This is a genomic window from Sphaerisporangium album, assembly GCF_003323745.1.
In the GTDB taxonomy this organism is placed as follows: Bacteria; Actinomycetota; Actinomycetes; order Streptosporangiales; family Streptosporangiaceae; genus Sphaerisporangium; species Sphaerisporangium album.
Genome location: NZ_QOIL01000027.1, coordinates 48,769 through 72,182 on the forward strand (window position 1 = coordinate 48,769; position 23,414 = coordinate 72,182).

The following is a 23,414-nucleotide window of genomic DNA, read 5'->3' on the forward strand; positions in this document are numbered from 1 at the left end:
CCGAAGCCGCAGTCCCTGCTCGCCGACGCGGCGCCGGACCTTGGGCCAGGCCCGTGCGCGGACAGGTGAAGGGCCGTCGGCCGCAGGCGGGAGCTGGTTGTGGACGGCGGGCTCGCAGATCCCCGCCGGGGCAGTGGAAAACGTGTGAGAACAAGGAGAAGTCAGCGTGACGGTGCACTTCATCGGGGCGGGGCCCGGAGCGGCCGATCTCATCACCGTGCGCGGGCGCGACCTGATCGCCGCCTCGCCGGTGTGCCTGTACGCGGGGTCGCTCGTGCCGAAGGAACTGCTCGGCCACGCGCCCGAGGGGGCGAGGCTGGTGGACACCGCCGCGCTGAACCTGGACGAGATCGTCGCCGAGATGCTCGCCGCCCATGCGCAGGGCCTCGACGTGGCGCGCCTGCACTCCGGCGACCCCTCGATCTACAGCGCGATGGCCGAGCAGATGCGCAGGCTGGACGCCGCCGGGGTGCCGTACGACGTGACGCCGGGCGTGCCCGCGTTCGCGGCGGCGGCCGCCTCGCTGGGCCGTGAGCTGACCGTGCCCGGGGTGGGCCAGACGGTCGTGCTCACCCGCGTCTCGGCCCGCGCCACCCCGATGCCGCCCGGCGAGGACCTGCGCACGCTCGGGCGGAGCCGCTCGACGATGGTCCTGCACCTCGCGGTCCAGCGCATCGACGCCGTGGTGGAGGAGCTGACGCCGGACTACGGCGCGGACTGCCCGGTGGCCGTCGTCGCCCGCGCGAGCCGCGACGACGAGGTGATCCTGCGCGGCACGCTGGCCGGCATCGCCGCCCAGGTGAAGGACGCGGGGGTGCGGCGCACGGCGGTGATCATCGTTGGCGGCGTGCTCACGGCGTCGGAGTTCACCGACAGCCACCTGTACTCCGCCGCCCGCGCCCGCGACCTGCCATCCGAGGAGCCGTCGTGACGAAGACGCGCCTCCGCGAGTCCGGGGCGTACCGGCGGCGTCGTGCCGAGTCGGCCGGGCGAGGCAGCAGGCGAAGGGAGGCCGCATGAGCGGCGAGGGGCGGGCCGTGGGCGAGTACGTCCGGGACGGCGCGGAGATCTACCGGCGTTCGTTCGCGACCATCCGCGCCGAGGCCGACCTCGCCGGCCTGCCGGACGATCTCGCCCGGGTGGCCGTACGGATGATCCACGCCTGCGGCATGGTCGACCTCGTCGCGGATCTCGCCTGGTCCCCGGGGGTGGTCGCCGTCGCGCGGGCCGCGCTGCTGGCCGGCGCGCCCATCCTGTGCGACGCCACGATGGTCGCCTCCGGCGTGACCCGGGCCCGCCTGCCCGCCGCCAACGAGGTGCTGTGCACGTTGGGCGACCCCCGGGTGCCGGACCTGGCGCGCCGGCTCGGCACCACCCGCAGCGCCGCCGCGCTGGAGCTGTGGCGCGACCGCCTGGACGGCTCCGTCGTCGCCGTCGGCAACGCCCCCACGGCGCTGTTCCGCCTGCTGGAGCTGGTGAGGGAAGGCGCGGGACGGCCCGCCGCCGTGCTCGGCGTGCCCGTGGGCTTCATCGGCGCGGCCGAGTCCAAGCAGGCCCTGGCCGGCAACGGCGACGGCCTGCCGTACCTGGTGGTGCACGGCCGCCGGGGCGGAAGCGCGCTGGCGGCGGCGGCCGTCAACGCCATCGCGAGCGAGAAAGATTGACTTCCTCCCCACGGCTAAAGCCCGGGGTCTCCAGCCTTCAAGGAGTTTCGATGAGGCCCTCCGTCACCCCCACACCCCTCGAACAAGACCGCCTAGGTACCGAAGAACCTGGTGAGCCGGCCTCCTGTCGGCGCGATGGTGTGGCCGGCGAGGCCGGGGCAGATCTGTCGGCCTCCGGCGGGGGCGGTGAGGACGGCGTGCGTGGAGCGGTGGGCTTTGGTGGTGGGGAAGTGGGTTCCGGCGCGCCGCTTTCCGTCGGGCACGCTGAGGTGAGGCGTGAGCGCGAGGGTCCTGGGAGTGGGTGGCTGCGGGGGGTCGGGCTTGGGCCGGGGGATCCTGAGCTGGTGACCGTGAAGGCGGCGCGGCTGATCGGTGAGGCGGACGTGATCGCCTACCACAGCGCGCGGCACGGGCGCAGCATCGCCCGGACGGTCGCGGCGTCCTACCTGCGCGAGGGGCAGATCGAGGAGCCGCTCATCTACCCCGTCACGACCGAGACCACCGACCATCCGGGCGGGTACCAGGGCGCGATCGACGAGTTCTACGAGTCCTGCGCCCGCCGCCTGGCCGCGCACCTGGACGCCGGGCGGGACGTGGTCGTCCTGTGCGAGGGCGATCCGCTGTTCTACGGCTCGTACATGCACATCCACAAGCGGCTGGCGCACCGCTACCCGGCGGAGGTCGTGCCCGGGGTCACGTCGGTGAGCGCGGCGTCGGCGGTGCTCGGCCGCCCGCTGGTGGAGCGCGAGGAGACCCTCACCGTCCTGCCGGGCACGCTGGCGCCGGAGACGCTGGCGGCGCGGCTGGCGGTGGCCGACTCGGCGGCGGTGCTCAAGCTGGGCCGCACGTTCCCCGCCGTACGCGACGCGCTGGAGAGCGCGGGCCGCCTGGACGAGGCCTGGTACGTCGAGCGGGCCACCACCGACCGGCAGCGGATCGCCCGCTTCGCCGACGTGGACCCGAGCGAGGTCCCCTACTTCTCGGTCGCCGTCGTCCCCAGCCGCGCCGGAACGCCGCGACGCGTCGGCGCACCCGGTACGCGTCAAGGCGCCGACGCGGGCCAGGGAGAGGACGTTGCCATCGTCTCCGGGGCGGCGCCCGTCTCGGGGGTGGCGCCCGTCTCCGCGCACACTCCGAGCCAGAACACGGATCCCGGTCGAGCGGGCGCGCAGGCGGCCGTCCCCGTGCCCGGTGCGGGGGACGGCGTCGACGCGGGGGGAGGGGAGGTCCGGCCCGGTCATGAGACGGGTCCGCTGACGGCGGCCGGTGGGGCCGGTCTGGGCCGGGGAGAGGTCGTCGTGGTCGGCCTGGGGCCGGGGGGACGGTACTGGCTGACGCCTGAGGCACAGGACGCGCTGGCGAGTGCGGACGAGCTTGTCGGTTATGGCCCCTACCTGGACAGGGTGCCGCCGAATCCGCGGCAGCGGCGGCACGCGTCCGACAACCGGGTCGAGGCCGAGCGGGCGGCGCACGCGCTGGAGCTGGCCCTCGCGGGCGCTCGGGTGGCCGTCGTGTCCTCGGGCGACCCGGGCGTGTTCGCGATGGCGAGCGCGTTGCTGGAGGTCGCGTCCGAGGAGCGGTTCGCGCAGGTGCCGGTGCGCGTGCTGCCGGGGGTGACGGCGGCGCAGGCGGTCGCGGCGCGGGCCGGCGCGCCGCTCGGCCACGACTACTGCGTGATCTCCCTGTCCGACCGGCTGAAGTCGTGGGACGTCATCGCCGCCCGTGTCTCGGCCGCCGCGCGGGCCGATCTGGTGCTCGCGATCTACAACCCGGCGTCGCGCGCACGCAGATGGCAGGTCGAGGCGGCGCGCGACCTGCTCCTGGAGCACCGCGCGCCGGACACGCCCGTCGTCATCGGACGGGACGTCGGCGGCCCGTCCGAGTCCGTCCGCGTCACGACCCTGGACAAGCTGGACGCGGCGGAGATCGACATGCGCTGCCTGCTCCTGATCGGCTCCTCCACCACCCGCCACACCACGAGAAACGGTCATTCCACCGTCTACACCCCCCGCCGCTACCCGGCCTGAGACCCACGGCCGCGCGGCCTGGTCGTTGACAGCCGCCTGCTCGCCGGCTAGTCCCTGCCGCGGGGCGGGTCCGCGGCCGGCGCATTCTGCGGTGGTTCAGGGCGTTCCCGGCACGGCACGCAGCCAGGTCAGCGCCGCCTCCACGGTGTCCACGGTCTCCAAGGCGGCGGCCTCAGGGAGGGGTGGGCGGCGCACGACCACCACCGGCAGGGCGAGGGCGCGCGCGGCCGTGAGCTTCGCCCTCGTCATCGTCCCGCCGCTGTCCTTGGTGACCAGCACGTCGACGCGGTGCTCGCGCATGAGCGCCCGCTCGCCGTCCACCGTGTACGGGCCCCGGGCGAGCAGGAGGTGGTGGCGGGCGGGCAGCGGTGGTTCCGGCGGGTCGACCGTGCGGATCAGGAACCACAGGTCGTCCGCGCCGGCGAACGCGGCGAGCCCCTGGCGGCCCGTCGTGAGGAAGACCCTGCGGCCGAGGGCGGGGAGCGAGGCGGCGGCCTCGTCCAGGGACGACACCCAGTGCCAGTCGTCCCCGGCGTCCTGCCGCCACCCGGGGCGCCGGAGCACCAGCAGCGGGACCCCGGCCGTCGCCGTGGCTCGGACGGCGGAGGCGGTGATGCGCTCGGCGAAGGGGTGGGTCGCGTCGATCACCGCGTGGATCTCGTGCTCGCGCAGCCACGCCGCCATCCGGTCCGGGCCGCCGAACCCTCCGACCCGTACCTCGCCCTCGGGAAGGCGGGGGTCGGTCACCCGTCCCGCCAGCGACGACACCACGCGGACGCCCGGGTCGCGCGCCAGCCCGGCCGCGAGCCGCCGTGCCTCCCCGGTGCCGCCGAGTATCAGGACCCCGCCCCTCACCTGCCGATTCCCTTCGCGTGGTACATCCTTGGCGTATGACCACAGGGCTGCGGTACGGGTGGACGACCGGCGCGTGCGCCACGGCGGCGACCACGGCCGCCTACACCGCGCTGCTCACCGGCTCCTTCCCCGACCCGGTGGAGATCCTTCTGCCCAGGGGACAGCGCCCGGCGTTCGCGCTCGCCGTCGAGGAGCTGGTGGAAGGGCCGCCGGGCGAGGCGTGGGCGCGGGCCGGAGTGGTCAAGGACGCGGGCGACGACCCGGACGTCACCCACGGCGCGCTGATCACCGCGACCGTACGGCACGGAGCGCCGGGGACGGGGGTGACGTTCCGCGCCGGGCCCGGCGTGGGCACGGTGACCAAGCCCGGGTTGCCCCTGGACGTGGGGGAGCCGGCCATCAACCCGGTTCCCCGGCAGATGATGCGCGACCACCTCGCCCGGGTCGCCGGTGACGGACCTGGCCCGGTCGTGTACGGACCTGGCCCGGTCGTGCACGGAGACGGTTCGGTCGTGGACGGACGCGGCCCGCTGGTGGACGGTGACGGCCCTGTCGTGCACGGACGCGGCCCAATTGTGGGCGGACATGGCCCGGACGTGATCGTAGAGATCTCGGTCGAGAACGGGGAGGAGCTCGCGCGGCGTACCTGGAACCCACGGCTCGGCATCCTGGGCGGCCTGTCCATCCTCGGCACGACCGGCATCGTCGTGCCGTACTCCTGCTCGGCGTGGATCGACAGCATCCGGCGCGGCATCGACGTCGCCCGCGCCGCCGGTCACCGGCACGTCGCCGCCTGCACGGGCAGCACGTCGGAGAGGGTCGCGGCCGAGCTGTACGGCCTGCCGGAGGACGCGCTGCTCGACATGGGCGACTTCGCCGGCGCCGTCCTGAAGTACCTGCGCCGGCACCCCGTGCCCCGGCTGACGGTCGCCGGCGGCATCGGAAAGCTGTCCAAGCTCGCCGACGGGCACCTCGACCTGCACTCGGGCCGCTCGCAGGTCAGCACCGAGGCGCTCGCCACGATGGCGCGGGACGCGGGCGGGGACGAAGCCCTCGCCGGACGCGTCCTGCACGCGAACACGGCCCTGCAGGCGCTGACCATCTGCCAGGAAGCCGGCCTCCCGCTCGGCGACCTGGTCGCTGGCGCCGCCCGCGCGAAGTCCCTCGACGTGCTGCGGGGCGCCCCCGTCGCGGTCGACGTCATCGTCATCGACCGCGCGGGAACCATCGTGGGCCGCGCGGGATGAACACACGTGCGTCGCGGCGAACGTCCCAGCAGGTGACGCGACGAACGGTCGGTCACGCGGTCCGACGGACGGCCGGTCACGCGGTCCGGCGGACGGCCGGTCGTGCGGTCCGGCGAACGGCTCGACGCGCCGCCCGGCGGACGGCTCGGCAGGCTCAGTGGGCATCGTTCGCGGCCCTGGCCGTGGCGACGGCGACCGCGGTCTCCTCGATGTCCAGGTGGCGCGCGCCCGCCTCTCCGGACTCGACACGGTAGCCGTCCCCCGTCGCGACCACCAGCACGGCCGGCCCGCTCGGACGTCCGCACGCGCGTTCACACCCCACCCAGTGCACCGGCAGCCGCGGCCGCTCGCGTGAGAGGTCGCCGCCGGGGCAAGGGACGGCGCCCATGGTCGCGTGGGTGGCGTCCGACTGGACGTCGGACAGGGACTTGGCGCAGCCCGGACGTCCCGTGCAGGAAGTGACCCCGGTCCACGGGGAGGCCGGGTCGGTGACCAGACCGGCCTCGCCCAGCCTGGCCAGCCACGATTCGGCGGTGTCCCGTGCCATGCCCGGGACGATCACGGTCCGCCAGGGCGTCAGCCGTACCTCGCCCGCGCCCGCCCGCGCCGCTTCGGCGAGCTCGGACGCCTGCGCGGCCGTCAGCCGTCCGAGCGGCGGCATGACCACGAGCGCCACCCGTCCATCGGTCTGCGCGACCGGGCCCAAGGAGGGTGTCGTCCGATCCGGGACGAGCGGGTTTCCGCCTTCAGCGGACGGCGGTCGTCCGGCCTGGTCGTGGAAGGGCGGTGGTGCCGGTGCGCGGGTGCCTTCCGATCCGAGCGCGCCGATGCGGACGGCTCCCGATCCGGCGGCGGGCATGCGGGCCACGATCTTCGCGGGGCCGTCGGTCAGCTCCGCGACCCGCCACGCGGCCGAGCCCTGGGCGGCGCGTTCGGCCAGGAACGCCTCGGCCGCCGCGATCATGAGGGGGACGACCTCGGCCGGGCCGGCGCGCAGCCCCGTGTCCCGCCCCGCCAGGAGCAACGCCCCTTCGACGGGCTCCGAGCCCGCCGACGCGGGTGCTCCCATGGGTTCGGGCCCCGCCGTCGCGAGCGGGGTCACGGGAGGCGTGCGCGGTGCGGCGGGAAGGTAGGCGACGTCGGCGGCCAGACGGGCGACGTCGCCGCGCCCGTCGTCCAGTGCGAACAGGAACCGGCCGGGCAACTCCGCGAGGGCCGGACGCGACGTGAGCGATTCGTCCAGCTCACGGACCAGCCGCGCGACCTCGACGAGCCCGCGTCCGTCCAACCCGGCCATGGGCGACGCGAGGATGTTCCGCACCCTCTCGTGCGTGGCCGACGGCAGTAGCCCGATGGCGGCCATCTTCTCGGCGAACCGCCCGGCGCCCGGCCCGTCCAGCCCGCGTACCTGCACGTTCGCCCGCGACGTCAGCTCCACGACCCCCGAGCCGAGAGCCGCGCAGGCCGCGCCGAGCTCCCCGAGCTGGTCCCCGGTGAGCAGCCCTCCAGGCACCCGGACGCGGGCCACGGCCCCGTCCGCCGCCGGATGCGTCTGCAACGCCCCGGGGCAGGCGTCCGCCCGCGCTCGCTCCCCGAACTCCGCACCGGCCACGTCGAGGATCGTAACCCGACTTCATGGTCAAATCCCCCGCGCCGTGGCGCCGTCCGACGTCGCCCGCCATAACTCGGCGCCGGCACGCGCCTCTACTCCCCGACGCGGTGCCGGATCTCTGGGGCCAGCGAAGAGAGGCGGCGGCCTCGTCGCCGGATCGGGTAGCGGGTTGTGGCGAGGTGGGCGGGGTCGCAATCCGCCGGGCGGCGTGATCTGATAGGGGCGACGGCACAAAGGAGGAAGCCGGTGTGAGTCCGGCGCGGTCCCGCCACTGTCACCGGGGAGTCAACCCCACCGCAGGCCACGGCCCGGCAACGGGCGGGAAGGCCGGGGTGAGCGTCGATCCGGGAGCCAGGAGACTCCAGGCCGTGTGGACCTACTACCCGGGGCGCGGACCCCGAGTGAGGACGTGCCGTGCGCGATCTCCCTGTTCTGCTGCTGTCGACCTCCGACACCGACCTGCTCAGCGCACGCGCGAGCGGCCTGCCGTACCGGCTGGGCAACCCGGCCAGGCTGGCCGCCGCCGACGTTCCCGCCCTGCTGGAGGACGCCGGGCTCGTCGTCGTCCGGCTTCTCGGTGGGCGGCGGGTCTGGGAGGAAGGCCTGGACGCCGTGCTGGCGGGCCCGCTCCCGGTCGTCGTGCTCGGCGGTGAGCAGGCTCCCGATGCCGAGCTGATGGAGCTGTCCACCGTCCCGGGCGGGGTGTGCGCCGAGGCGCACGCGTACCTCGCGCACGGAGGCCCGGAGAACCTGGCCGAGCTGCACCGCTTCCTCTCCGACACGGTCCTGCTGACCGGCCACGGCTTCGCGCCTCCCGCGCCGGCCCCGAACTGGGGCGTCCTGGACCGCCCCGAGATCGCTCCGGCGGCGGGCGGGCAGCCGCGGCCGGTCGTCGGGGTGTTGTACTACCGGGCGCACCACGTCGCGGGGAACACCCGGTTCGTCCGGGTGTTGTGCGGCGCGATCGAGGACGCGGGCGGCCGGGCGCTGCCGGTGTACTGCGCGTCGCTGCGCACGGCCGAGCCCGGACTGCTGGACGTGCTCGGCCAGGTGGACGCGCTGGTCGTCACGGTGCTGGCGGCGGGCGGCACCCGTCCCGCCACCGCGTCGGCCGGCGGCGACGACGAGGCGTGGGACGTGGGCGCGCTGGCGCGGCTGGACGTGCCGATCCTGCAGGGCCTGTGCCTGACCGGCGACCGCGAGACCTGGGCGTCCAGCGACGACGGCCTGTCGCCGCTGGACGCGGCCTCGCAGGTGGCGATCCCGGAGTTCGACGGGCGCATCATCACCGTCCCCTTCTCCTTCAAGGAGGTCGACGCCGACGGGCTGCCCGTCTACGTGGCCGACCCCGAGCGCGCGGCGCGGGTCGCGGGCATCGCCGTCCGGCACGGGGCGCTGCGGCACGTGCCGCCCGCCGACCGGCGGATCGCGGTGATGCTGTCGGCGTACCCGACCAAGCACGCCCGCATCGGCAACGCCGTGGGCCTCGACACGCCCGCGAGCGTGGTGCGCCTGCTGGCGGCGATGCGCGACCGCGGGTACGACATCGGTACGCGGGAGGAGCTCCCGGGCGTGGCCGGCCAGGACGGCGACGCGCTGATCCACGCGCTCATCGCCGCCGGCGGCCAGGACCAGGACTGGCTGACCGAGGAGCAACTGGAGGGCAACCCGGTCCGCGTCTCCGCCGCCCGCTACCGCGAGTGGTACGTCACCCTCCCCGAGGACCTGCGGGAGGGAATGGAACGCCACTGGGGGCCGCCGCCCGGCGAGCTGTTCGTCGACCGCTCCCGCGACCCGGACGGCGAGATCGTGCTGGCCGCGCTGCGCGCCGGGAACCTCGTCGTCATGGTGCAGCCGCCGCGCGGGTTCGGCGAGAACCCGATCGCGATCTACCACGACCCCGACCTGCCGCCGAGCCATCACTACCTGGCCGCGTACCGCTGGCTTCGGGACGGCTTCGGCGCGCACGCCGTGGTGCACGTCGGCAAGCACGGCAATCTGGAGTGGCTGCCGGGCAAGTCGGCGGGGATGTCGGCGTCCTGCGGCACGGACGCGGCGCTCGGCGACCTGCCGCTCGTCTACCCGTTCCTGGTCAACGACCCCGGCGAGGGCACCCAGGCCAAGCGGCGCGCGCACGCCACCCTGGTGGACCACCTCGTGCCGCCCATGGCTCGCGCCGACAGCTACGGCGACATGGCGCGGCTGGAGCAGCTCCTGGACGAGCACGCGTCGATCGCGGCGATGGACCCGGCGAAGCTGCCCGCGATCCGCGCCCAGATCTGGACGCTGATCCAGGCCGCGCGCCTGGACCACGACCTCGGGGTGGCCGGCCGTCCGCACGACGCGGAGTTCGACGACTTCCTGCTGCACGTCGACGGCTGGCTGTGCGAGGTGAAGGACGTGCAGATCCGCGACGGGCTGCACGTGCTGGGCGAGGCGCCGCGGGGCCGCGTCCGGGTGGACCTCGTGCTCGCCATGGTGCGCGCCCGGCAGATGTGGGCGGGCAACGCCGCGCTGCCCGGCCTGCGGGAGGCGCTCGGCCTGGCCGAGGACGGCACCGCCGGCCGCGCCGGCACCGACGAGGCCGAGGCGCTGGCGGAGGCGCTGGTCGCGGGCATGGAGGAGCGCGACTGGGACCCGGGCGCGGCGGCCGAGGTGTGCGCGGCCGTCCTCGGCGACACGTCGGCGGTCCCGGACGTGGGGCAGGTGGTGCGGGTCCTGGAGTTCGCGGCCACCGAGATCGTGCCGCGGCTGGCTCGGACGACCGACGAGATCGCGGCGGTGCTGCACGCGCTGGACGGCGGCTACGTGCCGGCGGGGCCCAGTGGGTCACCGCTGCGCGGGCTGATCAACGTGCTGCCCACCGGGCGTAACTTCTACTCGGTGGACCCGAAGGCGGTGCCGAGCCGCCTCGCCTGGGAGACCGGGCAGGCCATGGCCGACTCGCTGCTCGCCCGCTACCGCGCCGACACCGGCGAGTGGCCCCGCTCGGTCGGCCTGTCGATCTGGGGCACCAGCGCCATGCGCACCGCGGGCGACGACGTGGCCGAGGTGCTGGCCCTGCTGGGCGTCCGCCCGGTGTGGGACGAGGCGTCGCGGCGGGTGACCGGCCTCGAACCGATCCCGGCGGGCGAGCTGGGCCGCCCGCGCGTGGACGTCACCGTCCGGATCAGCGGGTTCTTCCGCGACGCGTTCCCGCACGTGGTGGCGATGCTGGACGACGCCGTCCGGCTGGTCGCCGCCCTGGACGAGCCGGACGAGCTGAACCACGTCCGCGCGCACGTCCTCGCCGACCAGGAGGCCCACGGGAACGAGCGGCGGGCCACCACCCGCATCTTCGGCTCGCGCCCGGGCGCGTACGGCGCGGGGCTGCTGCCGCTGATCGACAGCCGCAACTGGCGCGACGACGCCGACCTCGCCGAGGTGTACGCCGTGTGGGGCGGGTTCGCGTACGGCAGGGACATGGACGGCGTGCCGGCGCGCGGGGACATGGAGGCGGCGTACCGGCGCATCGCGGTGGCGGCCAAGAACGTCGACACCCGCGAGCACGACATCGCCGACTCCGACGACTACTTCCAGTACCACGGCGGCATGATCGCCACCGTCCGCGCGCTGACCGGCCGCGCGCCCGCCGCGTACGTCGGCGACAGCACCCGTCCGGACGCCGTCCGCACCCGCACCCTGTCGGAGGAGACGGCCCGGGTGTTCCGCGCCCGGGTGGTCAATCCGCGCTGGGTGGCGGCGATGCGGCGGCACGGGTACAAGGGGGCGTTCGAGCTCGCGGCCACGGTGGACTACCTGTTCGGGTACGACGCGACGACCGGCGTGGTCGCGGACTGGATGTACGACAAGCTCGCGGCGACGTACGTGCTGGACCCGGAGAACCAGGCGTTCCTCGCCGAGTCCAACCCCTGGGCCCTGCACGGCATCGCCGAGCGGCTGCTGGAGGCGGCGTCGCGGAACATGTGGGAACACCCCGATCCGGACATCCTGCGCGACCTCCAGGAGGTCTACCTCAAGGTGGAGGGCGACATCGAGGCCGGCCCCGACCCCGCCTGAGGCGACCCGCCCCGGGGCGGGTCCACCCCGCCTGAAACCACGGCTCACGGGCCCGGGGGCAGGTGGAGGGGGTGGGATCCGGGGAAGGAACGCTGTCGGAGGCACGATGACGACCACCACCCCGATCGCCGACTACGCGCTGCTGTCGGACCGCCATTCGGCCGCCCTGGTGGCGCGGGACGGGTCGGTCGACTGGCTGTGCCTGCCGCGCTTCGACAGCCCGTCGGTGTTCGGGGCGCTGCTGGACGACCGGGCCGGGCGCTGGTCGATCCGCCCGGCGGGGGCGTGCGAGGTCTCGCGCCGGTACGTGGACGCGACCATGGTGCTGGAGACGACGTTCGAGACCGGGTCCGGCACGCTGCTGCTGACGGACGCGCTGGTGGCCGGGGACGACCGGGACGTGCACCGGCTCGGCGCGGGCGCGCCGCACGTGCTGGCCCGGTCGGCGGCCTGTGTGCGCGGCTCGGTGGACGTCGAGGTCCGCTACGCGCCGAGGCCCGAGTACGGGCTCGTGGTGCCGCTGCTGTGCGCGGTGCCGGGCGGCATGCGCGCCCGGGGCGGCCCGGACCGGCTCACGCTGTCGTCGCCGGTCGAGCTCTCCGTGGTGGGCCAGGAGGCGGCGGCGACCGTCCCGATGCGGGAGGGCGCCCGGCTGCTGTTCGCGCTGCACTGGGCCGGCGCGGACGCCGAGCCGCCCGCCGTCTGGGGCCAGGGGCGGATCGCGGCCGCGATCGACACGACCACCGAGGCGTGGCGGCGCTGGTCGGACGCCCACCAGCGCTACGACGGCCCGTACCGAGACCTGGTGAGCGCCTCGGGCCGGGTGCTCCAGGCGCTGAGCTACCAGCCGACGGGGGCGATCGTCGCCGCGGCCACGACGTCGCTGCCGGAGACGCCCGGGGGCGAGCGCAACTGGGACTACCGCTACTCGTGGATCCGCGACGCGAGCTTCACGATGGACGCCCTGTGGGTCGCGGCCTGCCCGGACGAGGCGGGGGAGTTCCTCACGTTCATGACCACCGCCGCGGCGAGCTACGAGCCGGAGCGGGCGCTGCAGATCGTGTTCGGCGTCGGCTGCGAGCACGACCTGTCCGAACGCGAGCTGCCCCATCTGCGCGGATGGCGCGGCAGCAGGCCGGTCCGCGTGGGCAACGGCGCGTGGCTGCAGACGCAGATCGACGTCTACGGCGAGCTGCTGGCCGCCGTCCACCGTCTGGCGGACCAGATCGGGCCGCTGGACCGCGAGAACCGCGCGTTCCTGGTGGCCCTGGCGGACGCGGCGGCGGCCCAGTGGCGGGAGCCGGACCACGGCATCTGGGAGATCAGGGGCGAGCCCCGGCACTACCTGTACTCCAAGCTGATGTGCTGGGTGGCCGTGGACCGGGCCCTGGCGCTGGGCCCCGACCTGGACGCCGGGGATCACGCCGGCCCCTGGCGGGAGGCCCGGGAGGAGATCCGCGCGGCGATCCTGCGGGAGGGCTGGGACGAGAGCGCGGGCGCGTACACGCAGGCGTTCGGGTCGTCGGTGCTGGACGCGTCGGCGCTGATGATGCCCATCGTCGGCTTCCTGCCCCCGGACGACCCCCGGATGCTGGCCACCGTCGCCGCCATCGCCGAGCGCCTGGTGGACGAGGACGGCCTGGTGTACCGCTACCGGGCCGCCGACGGGCTCCCGGGCGAGGAGGGGCCGTTCCTGATGTGCACGTTCTGGCTCGCGCAGGCCCAGGCGCTGGCCGGATGGCTGCCCGAGGCGCGCGCGACGTTCGCCCGCGCGGCGGCGTTCGCCAACGACGTCGGGCTGCTGGCGGAGGAGGTCTGCCCGCGCACGCGCGAGCTGCTCGGCAACTTCCCGCAGGCGTTCAGCCACATCGGCCTGGTCAACGCGGCGTGGGCCATCGCGCAGGCGGAGGGCGCGGCGTCCGACCCGGCCTGCCCGTCCGATCCGCCGGGCGTCGATCACTGATCCTCACGACCCCGCGCTGATCTTGGCCGTACCTCGCAGCGGAATCGCGGGTTCACCAGGGGGATTCGAGGTGGTTCGAGGGGATTACGCCGGATTCCGTAAGCGGTGAACATGACCATGACTCACACGCGAAGATGGGCCGCATGATGCGGAGGGAGACGCCGTGGGGTCCCTGGGAACCCGCGTCGCTTTCGGAGACGGCCGCGCTGTTCTCGGCCCTGCGGACGCCGTGGTGGATCGCCGGGGGTTACGCCGTCGAGCTGGCGGTGGGACGCGCGTTCCGTGACCACGCGGACATCGACGTGCTGCTGCTCCGGCGTGACCAGCTCGCCGCCCAGCAGGCCCTGCCCGGCTGGGAGTGGTGGGCGGCCAGCCCGCCGCCGGGCGTCCTGCGCCCCTGGGCGGCGGGGGAGATCCTGCCGGGAACCGTCCACGACATCTGGTGCCGCCCGGGGCCGGACGATCCATGGCGGATCCAGGTAATGCTGGACGAGTCCGACGGCCGCGACTGGATCTCGCGGCGGGACTCACGGGTGCGCCTGCCCATCGACGCCGTCGGGCGGACCTCGCCGGACGGCGTCCCGTACCTGTCTCCCGAGGTGCAGCTCTTCTACAAGGCCAAGCGGCCCCGGGCCAAGGACGAGCAGGACTTCGCCGAGGCCCTGCCGCTGCTCGACGCCGCCCGGCGCGGCTGGCTGGCCGAGTCCATCACCCTGGTCTACGGCGACGACCATCCCTGGAACGCGCGCCTGCGCGGGTGAGGTGGCACCGGCTCACACACCGATGTCGACCGTCCGGACGCCCGAGTACGTGGTGTAGGACGTGATCGTCCGCGGCGTGCGCAGGCCCGGGTTGGCGAGGAACAGGTGCCGCAGGCGCGAGAACGGGCCGCCGCGGCTCTCGGCCTCGGCCACGGCGTCGAGCAGCCGGGCGTCGGTCTCGTCGAGGTGCACCCGCTCGGACAGGTTCCAGCCGTCCCAGGGCAGCACCTCGACCTTGTTGAGCGCCGCCAGGTCGCGCACGACGTTGCCCTGCACGAAGTCCAGGCCGCTCAGGTTGAGAAAGGACACGCCGAACGTCGCGGGGTCGGCCCCCTCGTGGCGGCAGGCGCGCCAGGCGTCGCCCGCGACGAGGAAGCGGTCCCGGGGCACGTCCACCGGGTCGAAAGAGATCTTGAACGTGTCCATGACGCGCGGCGTGGGGAGCTGGGCGTCGACCAGCGTCCAGCCCTTGTCGCGGTCCCAGTACTCGGCGACCCAGTGGTCCTCGTTGCGCCCGGGGACGAAGTAGGTCGCGAAGCCGCAGCGGATGCGCGCGGGCGTGCCGGTGCTGCGCAGCAGGGAGCAGAGGACGAGCGCGAAGTCGCGGCACGTTCCGGCGAACCTCTTACCGGGCGCGCGGGCCACCGTCAGCGGCCTTTCGTCCATTTCGGTGATGATGCGCAGGATCGCGGAGACGTAGCGGGTCTCGGCCTCGTTCTTGCGATGTTCCGGCAGCGTGAAGCCGAACAGCGGGCCTTCTTCCCGGTGGACGAGCAGGTCGCGGACGAGTCGCGCGAGTTCGCCGGGCGCGCTCGGGATGCCGTCCAGCCTGGACAGATCGCCGGGGTCGCTGAAAACGCTGTGCGTGAGATAGAAGGAGGGTTCATCCGCTTCTAACGCTTGGCGTGCGTCTGCCATGGTCCGCCTTCCCTCGCCGGGTATGCCGCATTGGACCCGCATAAGCTTGACGGGAATTAATGGAGAATGTCCACTATTTCACCGTGAGAGGAGAAAATTGACAACGTGACAGGTCAGCTAAACCGACTATTTCCGCTGGTAGTCAGGCGGAGCGTCAGGTGCCGTCCGGTGGAGCGGTCACGCCGCCGTGATGCGTCGGGCCGTGGGGGTCGGCGCAGTGGGCGCGGTCGCGGCCGATGGTGAGCAACTCGGGCGTCGCGTGGTCCACCTGGAGCGTGGTGTGCCCGATGCCGTACTGGTCGTGGACGAGCCGCTCGGCGGCGACCCGCACGCCGTGGCAGTCGGCCCCCGGCTCGACCAGGATGTGCGCCGACAGCGCGGCGTAGCCGGAGGTGACCTCCCAGATGTGCAGGTCGTGGACCTCCACGACGTGCTCCAGCGCCGCCGCCTTCCTGCCGATCTCGGCCGGGTTCATTCCCGCGGGGGCGGCCTCCATGAAGACCCGCCCGGACTCGCGGACCAGCCCCCAGCCCGCCTTCAGCATCAGCGCGGCGACCACGAGGGCGGCGACGGCGTCGGCCCGCGCCCAGCCGGTCGTCCAGATGACCACGCCCGCGACGGTGGTGGCGATGAACGCGTACAGGTCGTTGAGGATGTGCTGGAAGGCGCCCTCGACGTTGAGGCTGGAGCGGTTGGCCCGGCTGAGCAGCAGCGTCGCGCCCACGTTGACGGCGATGCCCGCCAGCCCGGTGAAGACGACGTACGCGCCCTCGACGTGCGGCGGCGTGACCAGCCTGACGATGCCCTCGTACACGAAGAACGCGCTCAGCAGCAGCAGCGTGATGCCGTTGATCTGCGCCGACACGATCTCGGCGCGCTTGAGCCCGTAGGTGAACCCGCCCTGCGGGGGACGCTGGGCGATGCGCATCGCGACCAGCGCGAACACGATGGAGATCGCGTCGGTCAGCATGTGGCCTGCGTCGGTGATCAGCGCCAGCGAGCCCGAGACGAAGCCGATGGCCACCTCGACGACCATGAAGGCGACGATGAGCGCGAGCGCGCCGCTCAGGTGGCGCCGGTCGGTGCCGGCGCCGAACCCGTGCCCGTGGCCGTGCCCGTGCCCATGGCCCTGCCCATGACTCTGCCCGTGGCCCTGATCGTGGCCCTGCTCTTCGCCGGGTTCTCCCGCGCGACGGCGGGCGGCCCTGTCACCCATCGCCGGACTCCCTCTCGGTATGCCGCGCGTGGGTGATCGCCAGGTCGAACAGCATGCGCACGTGGGAGTCGGCGAGCTGGTAGTACGCCATGCGCCCCGACCTGCGCACCTTGACGACCCGGCGCATGCGCAGCAGCCGCAGGGCGTGCGAGGCGCCGGACATGCTCTGGCCCGTGGCCGCGGCGAGGTCGCACACGCACATCTCGCCGCCCTCCAGCAAGGCGGCCATCATGCGCAGCCGGCCGGGGTCGGCGAGCAGACCGAACACCTGGGCCAGGTCCTGCACCGTCTCCTCGGAGGGCAGGGACCGGCGGACGGACGACACGCGCTCGGCGTCGACCACGGGCGTGGCGCAGCCGTCGGGGTCCATCACTACTACAGTTGAACGATCCTTCATACATTGGAGTGTAGGAATCGGCGCGCCGCTTGTCGACCTCGGGACGGGAAGGCCGTGCCACGCCGCCTCCCACGGCGCGGCACGGCCCGTCCCGGCGGGACGCCTTACAGGGGCGTGAAGAGTCCCCTGTCACGGCGGTAGTTGGACACGACGCCGGTGTCCACCTCGTAGAACCAGCCGTGCAGGCGCAGGCGGCCGCTCGCGATGCGCCGCGCCACCCGCGGGTAGCGGCGGAGCTTGTCGAGCTGCGCGATGAGGTGGGCCCGGCCGGGCTCCTCGCTCTCGCCGACGGGCGCCTCGCGCCACCGGTGCGTCTGCAGCAGCCACCAGCGGGTGGTGGGCGCCGAGCGCAGCGTCCATGAGCGGACCCTGCCCTCGACGGCGCCGCAGCGGGTGTGACCGCAGACGATCAGGTCCTGCACGCCGAGGATGTTGACGGCGTACTCGATGGTGGCGGCCTCGGCCGTGAGCCGGCCGAGCCGGTAGGGCGGGATGATGTTCCCCGCCGTGCGCAGCTCGAACAGCTCGCCGGGCCGTGCCCCGGTGATCAGGGACGGGATGACCTGGGCGTCGGAGCAGGTGATGAACATCGCCTGCGGCGAGATGCCCTCTTTGAGGGGCGCCGCCTGTTCTCGCCCTCCGCTGACCTTCTGATGGAACGTGCGGGCATGGTCGATCAACGACTGCATGGAAGAGGACTCCTTCGTGCTGATGATCGGACGGGCATGGAAGACCGATCGGACCGCTCCGGGCGTGTCCGACCCCCGCGTCACGGCGCGGGAGATCCCTCTGATCAGCAGCGGAAGACAGGCAGCCGCGGCCCTGTCGGCCGCGCCCACCGCAGGGCGGAGGCGCCCGCTCCGGACGTCCCCGCCAGATGCGCCGTCTCCTCGACGGACCTCGATCTCTGCGGTGGGGGTCCGCCGTTACGTGACGGCGGCGGGGGAGGCTTGAAGCAGCTCGCCGCGCGGGGCTGTTCCCAGGGTTTCGGGCACCCGTCGTGGTCGGTGTCCTCGGGAACGGGCGCGGGAGGCGGCGCGGGAGCCGCCTCCTGGGCCTGTGCGGCGAGTACGGCCGGCGCGGACCGGGGGGCCGGCGAGGGGCCGTCGCTGAAGGGGGCGATGCCGAGGACGAGCAGCAGGGCGGTGCCCACGGCCGGCAAAGCGCGGAGAACCGCCGTCATCGCAGATCGTCGCTCCGTCAACGCATCGCTCCACTACTTATAGCATGCAGTTGATTACGAATAGTAGTCGAAGGGTCGTGTCACGTACATTGGCTGTTTGGCAAAAGTGCTGGTCACGCTATGGATTTGGGAGATCGCGGCGGAGAAGTCCCTCATGTCCGGTCTTTCCGGCAATGCGGTTTTCCGATCGCGACGCGGCACCCCGGGGTCATCCGCCGTTGTGCTCACCTTCACCAGGCGTCTCTAGCGTGTCGGCCATGAGAAAAACCATGATCGGGCTGGGCGCCGTCGTACTGGCGCTGAGCATGTCCGCTCCGGCCTTCGCCGACCACGGGAACGACGGCCGCGGCGGGCACGGCGGCGACGCGTTCGGCCGGGCGACGCTGACCGGCTTCGCCTTCCTCCCCGCCGAGACCTACGTGCCCGGCAGCGAGCCCTCGGGCGCCAAGATCGGCACCACCCCGGTCAACGGCATCACCCCGCCCTTCCCCGGCCAGCCCGTCCAGGGCTTCAGCGGCGTGCTGCGCCGCAAGGACGGCACCTACGACGTGCTGTCCGACAACGGCTACGGCAACAAGGCCAACAGCGGCGACTTCCTGCTGCGCATCCAGCGCCTCGCGCCGGACTTCCGCAGCGGCAAGGTCCGCGCGGTCGGCGGCGTCAACCTGACCGACCCCAACGGCCGGGTCCCCTTCCCGCTCACCCGCGCGGACCGCAAGCTCACCGGCTCCGACTTCGACGTCGAGTCGATCGTCGGCGCCGACGACGGCACGTACTGGATCGGCGACGAGTTCGGCCCGTTCCTGCTGCACTTCTCGTCCAAGGGCGTGCTGCTGGAGGCGCCGATCCCGCTGCCCGGCGTCAAGGCCCCGGAGAACCCGGACCTGAACGGCGGCCAGCCGAACCTGGGCGGCAGCAAGGGCTTCGAGGGCATGGCGCGCTCCGGCGACGGCCGCACCCTGTACCCGATGCTGGAGGGCACCGTCGCGGGCGACCCCGCGGGCGCGCTGCGCATCAACGAGTTCGACGTCCGCAAGCGCGCCTACACCGGCAAGCGCTGGACGTACCAGCTGGAGGACCCGGCCAACGCCATCGGTGACCTCATCTCGGTCGACCGCAACCGCTTCCTCGTCATCGAGCGGGACAACGGGCAGGGCGACACCGCCAAGTTCAAGAAGGTCTTCCAGATCGACCTCCGCGACCGCGACAAGGACGGCAAGGCCGACAAGACGCAGGTCGCCGACCTTCTCGACCTGGCCAACCCGCGCGGCCTCGGCGGCTTCGGCCCGACCTTCCGCTTCCCGTTCCAGACGATCGAGGACATCGTGATCCTCGACGACCGCACCCTCGGCCTGCTGAACGACAACAACTTCCCGTTCTCCAGCGGCCGTACCCCGGGCAAGGCGGACGACAACGAGTTCATCACCATCCGGCTGACCCACGACCTCGACGCGGACCCTTCCTGCCGCTGAGGCCTTGGCCGACCCGGACGGGCCGGGCCACCCACAAGGTGCCGGCCCGCCGGGTTCCCGGCTCAGGCGCCGGGCGGGGTCGCGGTGACCCGCGTCCACTCGACGCGGGCCCGCGCCGCGTTGCCGCCCGCCGTCCCCGTGACCCAGTGCGTCACCTGCGGGCTCTCGCGGCTGTCCTGCACCACCCACGTGGCGCCGGTGTCCGCGCCGTCGCGGTAGAGCCGGGCCACGCCCGAGGACCCGACCGTGACCCTCCAGGTGGACGGCGCGGCGGCCGTGTTCGTGGCGTGGACCCTCTCCCACACGTCCGACCCCTTGCGCATGGTCCAGACCCCGCCCTTCTGGATCGTCAGCATGAGGCGCCGGTGGCCGTTGGCGACCTTGGCGCCCAGGCTGACGCCCTCCCCGCTCGCGGGGTTCAGCGCGCTGTCGTCGTCCACCCGGCCGCGGAACTCCAGGGTGAAGTCGCAGCCGTCGGCGACGTCGAGCCCGATGGACGCGCTGGAGGACCTCCGCCCGGTGCTGCGCAGGCGCAGCATGCCGTCCGCCACCTCGGCCGAGCCCCCCGCCCCGTCCAGCGTCCAGTCGCCGAACGCGTCCCAGGCGCTGCTCGCGACGTCGTCCACGACCTCCACCGCGTCCACCAGCGCCTCCGACGGCGCGGACGCCGTGCCCGAGCACCACACCGACACGCGGGGCGTCTCCCGGGAGTCGGCCACGACCCACCGCGCCGCGGTCTCGGCGCCGTCGAGGTACAGGACGGCGTCGCCACCCGCGCCGACCGCGACCTGCCACAGGTGGGGCGCCAAGGTGTCCACCTGGACGGCGTGCACGCGGCTCCACCCGGTCGTGCCCTGGACGAACGAGTACACCCCGTCGGCCTGGAGGGCGAGCATCAGCCGCCTGGCCCCCGTGGCGACCTTCAGCGCGAGCCCCGCCCCCGCGCCCGTGGCGGGGTTCAGCCGCGAGTGCGAGACGACGCGTCCCCGGATCGACGCGACGAACCCGCTCGCCGGGCCGTACATCTGGGTCACGCCCGAGAAGCCGGTCGTGGCCCCGGGCTCGGCGTTGGCCAGGTGGAGGCGGCCCGAGCCGTCGAGCCCGGCCGTGCCGCCGCCCGTGGCCACCGTCCACGCCGACAGGTCGCCGAAGCCGCCGCCGACGCCGGTGAACGACGTGCTGATGTCGAGCGGCGCGACCCTGATGTCCGTCTGGTTGTGCTCCCACACCACGAAGAAGCGGCCCGGGGCGTACTCGTCGGCACTCGCGTACACGTCCCAGCCGCGGGCGGCGCCGGTGGTCAGCCGGGCGCCGTCGGCGAAGAGCCGGCCGGGGCCCCACGGGGCGGCCGGGCGCTTGATCTTGTAGCACAGGACCTCGCGGTACTGGTCCGGCTTGCTCGCGCCCGAGCCGGTGAACGGGCCGGCGAGGGTGTTGTAGATCGTCAGGTAGCGGCCGTCGGCGTCCCGGGTGAGGAACCCCTTGACGTAGTAGTTCGGGATGTTCGGGTCCAGCACCATGGGGGACCAGGTCAGGCCGCCGTCCCTGCTCGTGCACGTGGCCGCGTGGACCGCGTGGGTGCGGTAGTACGCGTCCCGCTGCGCGGGCGACGTGCCGCCCCGCTTGTCGAGGGTGCGCGCCATCATGATCAGCGTGCCCGGCTCGTCGTGCGACTCGACGAGCTGGGGCTCCTCGATGCCGATGTCCGGCGGGTTCGCCGCCAGCCCTCCCGGCGTCCAGGTCACCAGGTCCGTGGAGCGCAGCACGCCCGCGCGGGTCGCGCCGCCCGATTCGCGCCAGAACGGCAGCAGCCACACCCCTTCGTGCTTCAGAGGCTTGCCCGCCACCACGACGCCCCGCCGGTTTCCCGGCACCTGGACCGTGATGGGGAAGTCCGCCCACGTCCGGCCGGCGTCGGTGCTGCGCTTGGCGACCATCGCCACCGGGAAGCCGTCGACCTCTCCCTGCGCGTCGCGGTCGGTGGCGACGGTGATGCGGCCGAGGAGCGCGTACAGCGTCCCGGCGTCGTTCAGGAAGATCACGAAGTGATAGCGGTGCGTGGACGTCGCCGCGGCCAGCGTGCCGGACGTCCAGGTCGCGCCGCCGTCCGTGGAGCGCGCGAACAGGATGGAGCCCTGGTCGGTCGGGGAGGGGTCGCGGTCGTCGCGGACGCCCGCGCGCCAGCCGACGACCAGAGTGCGCGCGTCGAGCGCCACGATGTCGGGGACGCGGTTCCCCTCGTGCGCCAGCTCGCCCCCGGCGGAGGTGTCGACCGATTTGTACACGGTGACGGGTCTGCCGACCGCCGTTCCCACGACGTCGGCGTCGGGCCAGGATCTTGAGGCGCGCGCGGCGTTGGCGGGGCTCATGGGAAGAAGCCAACACGACGCGCAGGCGCGGCGCGCGTGGTCCGGATGGGCATTAACCGGTTGTTCACCCTCGGCGGGCGGCCCGCGCGTCCGGCCGCGACGACGGCGCCGCCCGCGCGGGCGGCGCCGTCTCAGCGTGCTGTCAGGGGCTGGTGCAGGTGAGGGTGGGCGTTCCGGGGGTTCCGGAGGCCACGTACCCGAAGGTCGTCGTGCCGCCGCCCGCGATGGTCCGGTTGTAGTCGGCGTTCTTGACGGTGATACCGCTGCCGCTCACGGTATGGACGCCGTTCCACAGGCTGTTGATCGTGGTGCCGGAGGGCAGCGTCCAGGCGGTCGTCCAGCCGTTGAGGGCCGACGTGCCGTTGTTCTTGACCGTCACCTCGGCCTGGTAGCCGCCCGACCAGGTGCTGGTCGCCTTGAACGTCGCCGAGCACCCGCCGGGGCCGCTGGTGGGGGTCGGCGTCGGCGTGGGGGTCACGGTCGGCGTCGGGGTGGGCGTGGGTGTGGGCGTCGGGCTGGGGCCGCCGCCGCCGGGGCCGACCCCCGTCACCTCGCCGTTGCCGCCGTCGAAGACGACGTCCGAGCAGTTGTAGAAGGTCTCCTGGCTGTCGGAGCGCTGCCACACCGAGTAGATGATGTGCCGGCCGCTCTTGCCGGAGGGCAGGGTCGCGTTCCAGTAGTAGTAGGAGTCCGCGCTGCCGGGCGATCCGACGCTCGGCGGGTCCTGGGCGGTGTAGAACGGGGTGCTCTCCAGGTCGCTCCAGGCCAGCGGGCGGGTCGGGCTCCAGCTGTCCTTGGTGATGTAGGTGCGCCACGAGCCCGGGTGCGCCGCCCACTTGTTGTACCGGAACTGGATGTTACGCCCGGCGGTCAGGTGGGTCACCGGCCAGTCGTTGCGGGCGAGGTCGAAGCCGCTGAAGTCGTACACGACCGCGCCGCCGCTGCACAGTTTCCCGTCCGGGATGAAACCGCTCATCCGGCCGCCGCCGTCCGAGCGCAGGACGGCGAACCAGTTGTAGAGGGAGTTCGGGCCGCTCTGCGCGACCGCCGCCGCGCAGGCCGGGTTGTTGGGCTGGATCGAGCCCGACTGGGTGAGGCCGTCCTTCCAGCACAGATAGGTACGGCTGCCGGGGATCATCATGGCGCCGTGCGCCGACGCCTGGCCGGGCAGCAGCACGACGAGGAGCAGGGTGGCGAGCAGGGTCGCCGCGCCCGTGAAGCCGATCTTTCGTCGCTTTCTCATGGAACACCTTTCGGGGGTCACGACGCAGGACCCCGGGGACGCGGGGACGCATGGCGGCACCGCGTCCGGCACGTTTCCGAGCACGGACGCCTAGCACGTCAATGAGTCACCGGGGGCCTGCTGAGGTAACCGGTCGCCGCCGTGGGGCAGGAGCCGTCATGCGAAAGCGCTCACGCGTCATGAACTCTAGGTCGCCGCCCTTCCGGTGTGAATCGGCGCGGCGGGCGAGGGACGGGGGCGGGGGCGAGGGCCAGGGTTCCGCCGCAGGTGAGAGGCGCGCGGCGGGTTTGTGCACGGTGATAGTTTCGTGAAATGTCGTGAAAGTTTCGCATTATGGGCCTTGGAGTTCGGGTCGGGCGATCTTTCACGGCCTTGCGCCGGGTCCTGGTGATCTCGTCGCGGCGGGCCTGACGGCGGCGGGGAGCGGC

17 protein-coding genes and 1 riboswitch are annotated in these 23,414 nt (G+C 73.5%); of the genes, 8 read left to right on the plus strand and 9 right to left on the minus strand.

What is annotated here, in order from left to right; genetic code table 11:
• Positions 1–166 precede the first annotated feature (166 nt).
• The 3 genes from cobM to cobJ all read left to right on the plus strand — a co-directional run bounded on the left by cobM (position 167) and on the right by cobJ (position 3,691).
• The gene (gene cobM, locus DQ384_RS34820; RefSeq protein WP_114033140.1) at positions 167–931 is read left to right on the plus strand and encodes a precorrin-4 C(11)-methyltransferase; all 765 of its coding nucleotides are present in this window, start codon (positions 167–169) and stop codon (positions 929–931) included.
• Between the two features lie 85 nt (positions 932–1,016).
• Complete coding sequence (locus DQ384_RS34825) at positions 1,017–1,664, plus strand: precorrin-8X methylmutase (protein ID WP_114033141.1); 648 nt, start codon at positions 1,017–1,019, stop codon at positions 1,662–1,664.
• A gap of 344 nt (positions 1,665–2,008) precedes the next feature.
• Positions 2,009–3,691 (plus strand): precorrin-3B C(17)-methyltransferase, encoded by a 1,683-nt coding sequence (cobJ, locus tag DQ384_RS34830; protein ID WP_245966993.1) that lies wholly within the window; start codon positions 2,009–2,011, stop codon positions 3,689–3,691.
• Between the two features lie 96 nt (positions 3,692–3,787).
• Here cobJ and DQ384_RS34835 read toward each other — a convergent pair whose 3' ends face one another.
• The gene (locus DQ384_RS34835; RefSeq protein ID WP_220183294.1) at positions 3,788–4,546 is read right to left on the minus strand and encodes a cobalt-precorrin-6A reductase; all 759 of its coding nucleotides are present in this window, start codon (positions 4,544–4,546) and stop codon (positions 3,788–3,790) included.
• Positions 4,547–4,581: 35 nt separating this feature from the next.
• Here DQ384_RS34835 and DQ384_RS34840 point away from each other — a divergent pair, with 35 nt between their 5' ends.
• Positions 4,582–5,793, plus strand: a complete 1,212-nt coding sequence (locus DQ384_RS34840; RefSeq protein ID WP_114033142.1) for a cobalt-precorrin-5B (C(1))-methyltransferase — start codon at positions 4,582–4,584, stop codon at positions 5,791–5,793.
• A gap of 154 nt (positions 5,794–5,947) precedes the next feature.
• On the opposite strand, the gene cobG is transcribed toward DQ384_RS34840, so the two are convergent.
• Positions 5,948–7,405 carry a precorrin-3B synthase gene (gene cobG, locus DQ384_RS34845; protein ID WP_114033143.1) on the minus strand — a complete coding sequence of 486 codons (1,458 nt, stop codon included), beginning with the start codon at positions 7,403–7,405 and terminating at the stop codon, positions 5,948–5,950.
• Positions 7,406–7,596: 191 nt separating this feature from the next.
• A riboswitch (cobalamin riboswitch) is annotated at positions 7,597–7,786 on the plus strand.
• A gap of 33 nt (positions 7,787–7,819) precedes the next feature.
• Here cobG and cobN point away from each other — a divergent pair.
• From cobN to DQ384_RS34860, 3 genes are all read left to right on the plus strand, one after another.
• Complete coding sequence (gene cobN, locus DQ384_RS34850) at positions 7,820–11,464, plus strand: cobaltochelatase subunit CobN (RefSeq protein WP_114033144.1); 3,645 nt, start codon at positions 7,820–7,822, stop codon at positions 11,462–11,464.
• Between the two features lie 106 nt (positions 11,465–11,570).
• Complete coding sequence (locus DQ384_RS34855) at positions 11,571–13,427, plus strand: glycoside hydrolase family 15 protein (RefSeq protein WP_114033145.1); 1,857 nt, start codon at positions 11,571–11,573, stop codon at positions 13,425–13,427.
• Positions 13,428–13,570: 143 nt separating this feature from the next.
• Positions 13,571–14,188, plus strand: a complete 618-nt coding sequence (locus tag DQ384_RS34860; protein WP_181871582.1) for a nucleotidyltransferase domain-containing protein — start codon at positions 13,571–13,573, stop codon at positions 14,186–14,188.
• 12 nt (positions 14,189–14,200) lie between these two features.
• On the opposite strand, the gene DQ384_RS34865 is transcribed toward DQ384_RS34860, so the two are convergent.
• From DQ384_RS34865 to DQ384_RS40630, 5 genes are all read right to left on the minus strand, one after another.
• Positions 14,201–15,106 carry a transglutaminase-like domain-containing protein gene (locus tag DQ384_RS34865; protein WP_114033146.1) on the minus strand — a complete coding sequence of 302 codons (906 nt, stop codon included), beginning with the start codon at positions 15,104–15,106 and terminating at the stop codon, positions 14,201–14,203.
• Between the two features lie 154 nt (positions 15,107–15,260).
• Positions 15,261–16,322, minus strand: coding sequence for a cation diffusion facilitator family transporter (locus DQ384_RS34870; protein WP_114033147.1), 1,062 nt, complete (start codon positions 16,320–16,322; stop codon positions 15,261–15,263).
• Positions 16,315–16,719, minus strand: a complete 405-nt coding sequence (locus DQ384_RS34875; RefSeq protein WP_245966994.1) for an ArsR/SmtB family transcription factor — start codon at positions 16,717–16,719, stop codon at positions 16,315–16,317. The genes DQ384_RS34870 and DQ384_RS34875 overlap by 8 nt, the downstream gene beginning before the upstream one ends.
• A 104-nt stretch (positions 16,720–16,823) precedes the next feature.
• The gene (locus DQ384_RS34880) at positions 16,824–17,408 is read right to left on the minus strand and encodes a carbonic anhydrase (RefSeq protein WP_114033204.1); all 585 of its coding nucleotides are present in this window, start codon (positions 17,406–17,408) and stop codon (positions 16,824–16,826) included.
• 104 nt (positions 17,409–17,512) lie between these two features.
• Positions 17,513–17,902, minus strand: coding sequence for a hypothetical protein (locus DQ384_RS40630; RefSeq protein ID WP_147268996.1), 390 nt, complete (start codon positions 17,900–17,902; stop codon positions 17,513–17,515).
• A gap of 257 nt (positions 17,903–18,159) precedes the next feature.
• On the opposite strand from DQ384_RS40630, the gene DQ384_RS34885 reads away from it, so the two are divergent.
• A complete protein-coding gene (locus DQ384_RS34885; protein ID WP_114033149.1) occupies positions 18,160–19,374 on the plus strand; it encodes an esterase-like activity of phytase family protein in 1,215 nt (404 codons plus the stop codon).
• A gap of 62 nt (positions 19,375–19,436) precedes the next feature.
• Here DQ384_RS34885 and DQ384_RS34890 read toward each other — a convergent pair whose 3' ends face one another.
• Both DQ384_RS34890 and DQ384_RS34895 read right to left on the minus strand, forming a co-directional pair.
• Positions 19,437–21,743, minus strand: a complete 2,307-nt coding sequence (locus DQ384_RS34890) for a sialidase family protein (RefSeq protein WP_114033150.1) — start codon at positions 21,741–21,743, stop codon at positions 19,437–19,439.
• A gap of 142 nt (positions 21,744–21,885) precedes the next feature.
• Positions 21,886–22,986 carry a lytic polysaccharide monooxygenase auxiliary activity family 9 protein gene (locus DQ384_RS34895; RefSeq protein ID WP_114033151.1) on the minus strand — a complete coding sequence of 367 codons (1,101 nt, stop codon included), beginning with the start codon at positions 22,984–22,986 and terminating at the stop codon, positions 21,886–21,888.
• Positions 22,987–23,414 lie beyond the last annotated feature (428 nt).

Bases quoted from the DNA above. Each gene is read 5' to 3' on its own strand.
- DQ384_RS34875 (WP_245966994.1), bottom strand. From the start codon at position 16,719: ATGAAGGATCGTTCAACTGTAGTAGTGATGGACCCCGACGGCTGCGCC.
- DQ384_RS40630 (WP_147268996.1), bottom strand. From the start codon at position 17,902: ATGACGGCGGTTCTCCGCGCTTTGCCGGCCGTGGGCACCGCCCTGCTG.
- DQ384_RS34895 (WP_114033151.1), bottom strand. From the start codon at position 22,986: ATGAGAAAGCGACGAAAGATCGGCTTCACGGGCGCGGCGACCCTGCTC.
- DQ384_RS34825 (WP_114033141.1), top strand. From the start codon at position 1,017: ATGAGCGGCGAGGGGCGGGCCGTGGGCGAGTACGTCCGGGACGGCGCG.
- DQ384_RS34855 (WP_114033145.1), top strand. From the start codon at position 11,571: ATGACGACCACCACCCCGATCGCCGACTACGCGCTGCTGTCGGACCGC.
- DQ384_RS34860 (WP_181871582.1), top strand. From the start codon at position 13,571: ATGATGCGGAGGGAGACGCCGTGGGGTCCCTGGGAACCCGCGTCGCTT.
- DQ384_RS34890 (WP_114033150.1), bottom strand. From the start codon at position 21,743: ATGAGCCCCGCCAACGCCGCGCGCGCCTCAAGATCCTGGCCCGACGCC.
- DQ384_RS34840 (WP_114033142.1), top strand. From the start codon at position 4,582: ATGACCACAGGGCTGCGGTACGGGTGGACGACCGGCGCGTGCGCCACG.
- DQ384_RS34870 (WP_114033147.1), bottom strand. From the start codon at position 16,322: ATGGGTGACAGGGCCGCCCGCCGTCGCGCGGGAGAACCCGGCGAAGAG.
- DQ384_RS34865 (WP_114033146.1), bottom strand. From the start codon at position 15,106: ATGGCAGACGCACGCCAAGCGTTAGAAGCGGATGAACCCTCCTTCTAT.
- DQ384_RS34885 (WP_114033149.1), top strand. From the start codon at position 18,160: ATGAGAAAAACCATGATCGGGCTGGGCGCCGTCGTACTGGCGCTGAGC.
- DQ384_RS34880 (WP_114033204.1), bottom strand. From the start codon at position 17,408: ATGCAGTCGTTGATCGACCATGCCCGCACGTTCCATCAGAAGGTCAGC.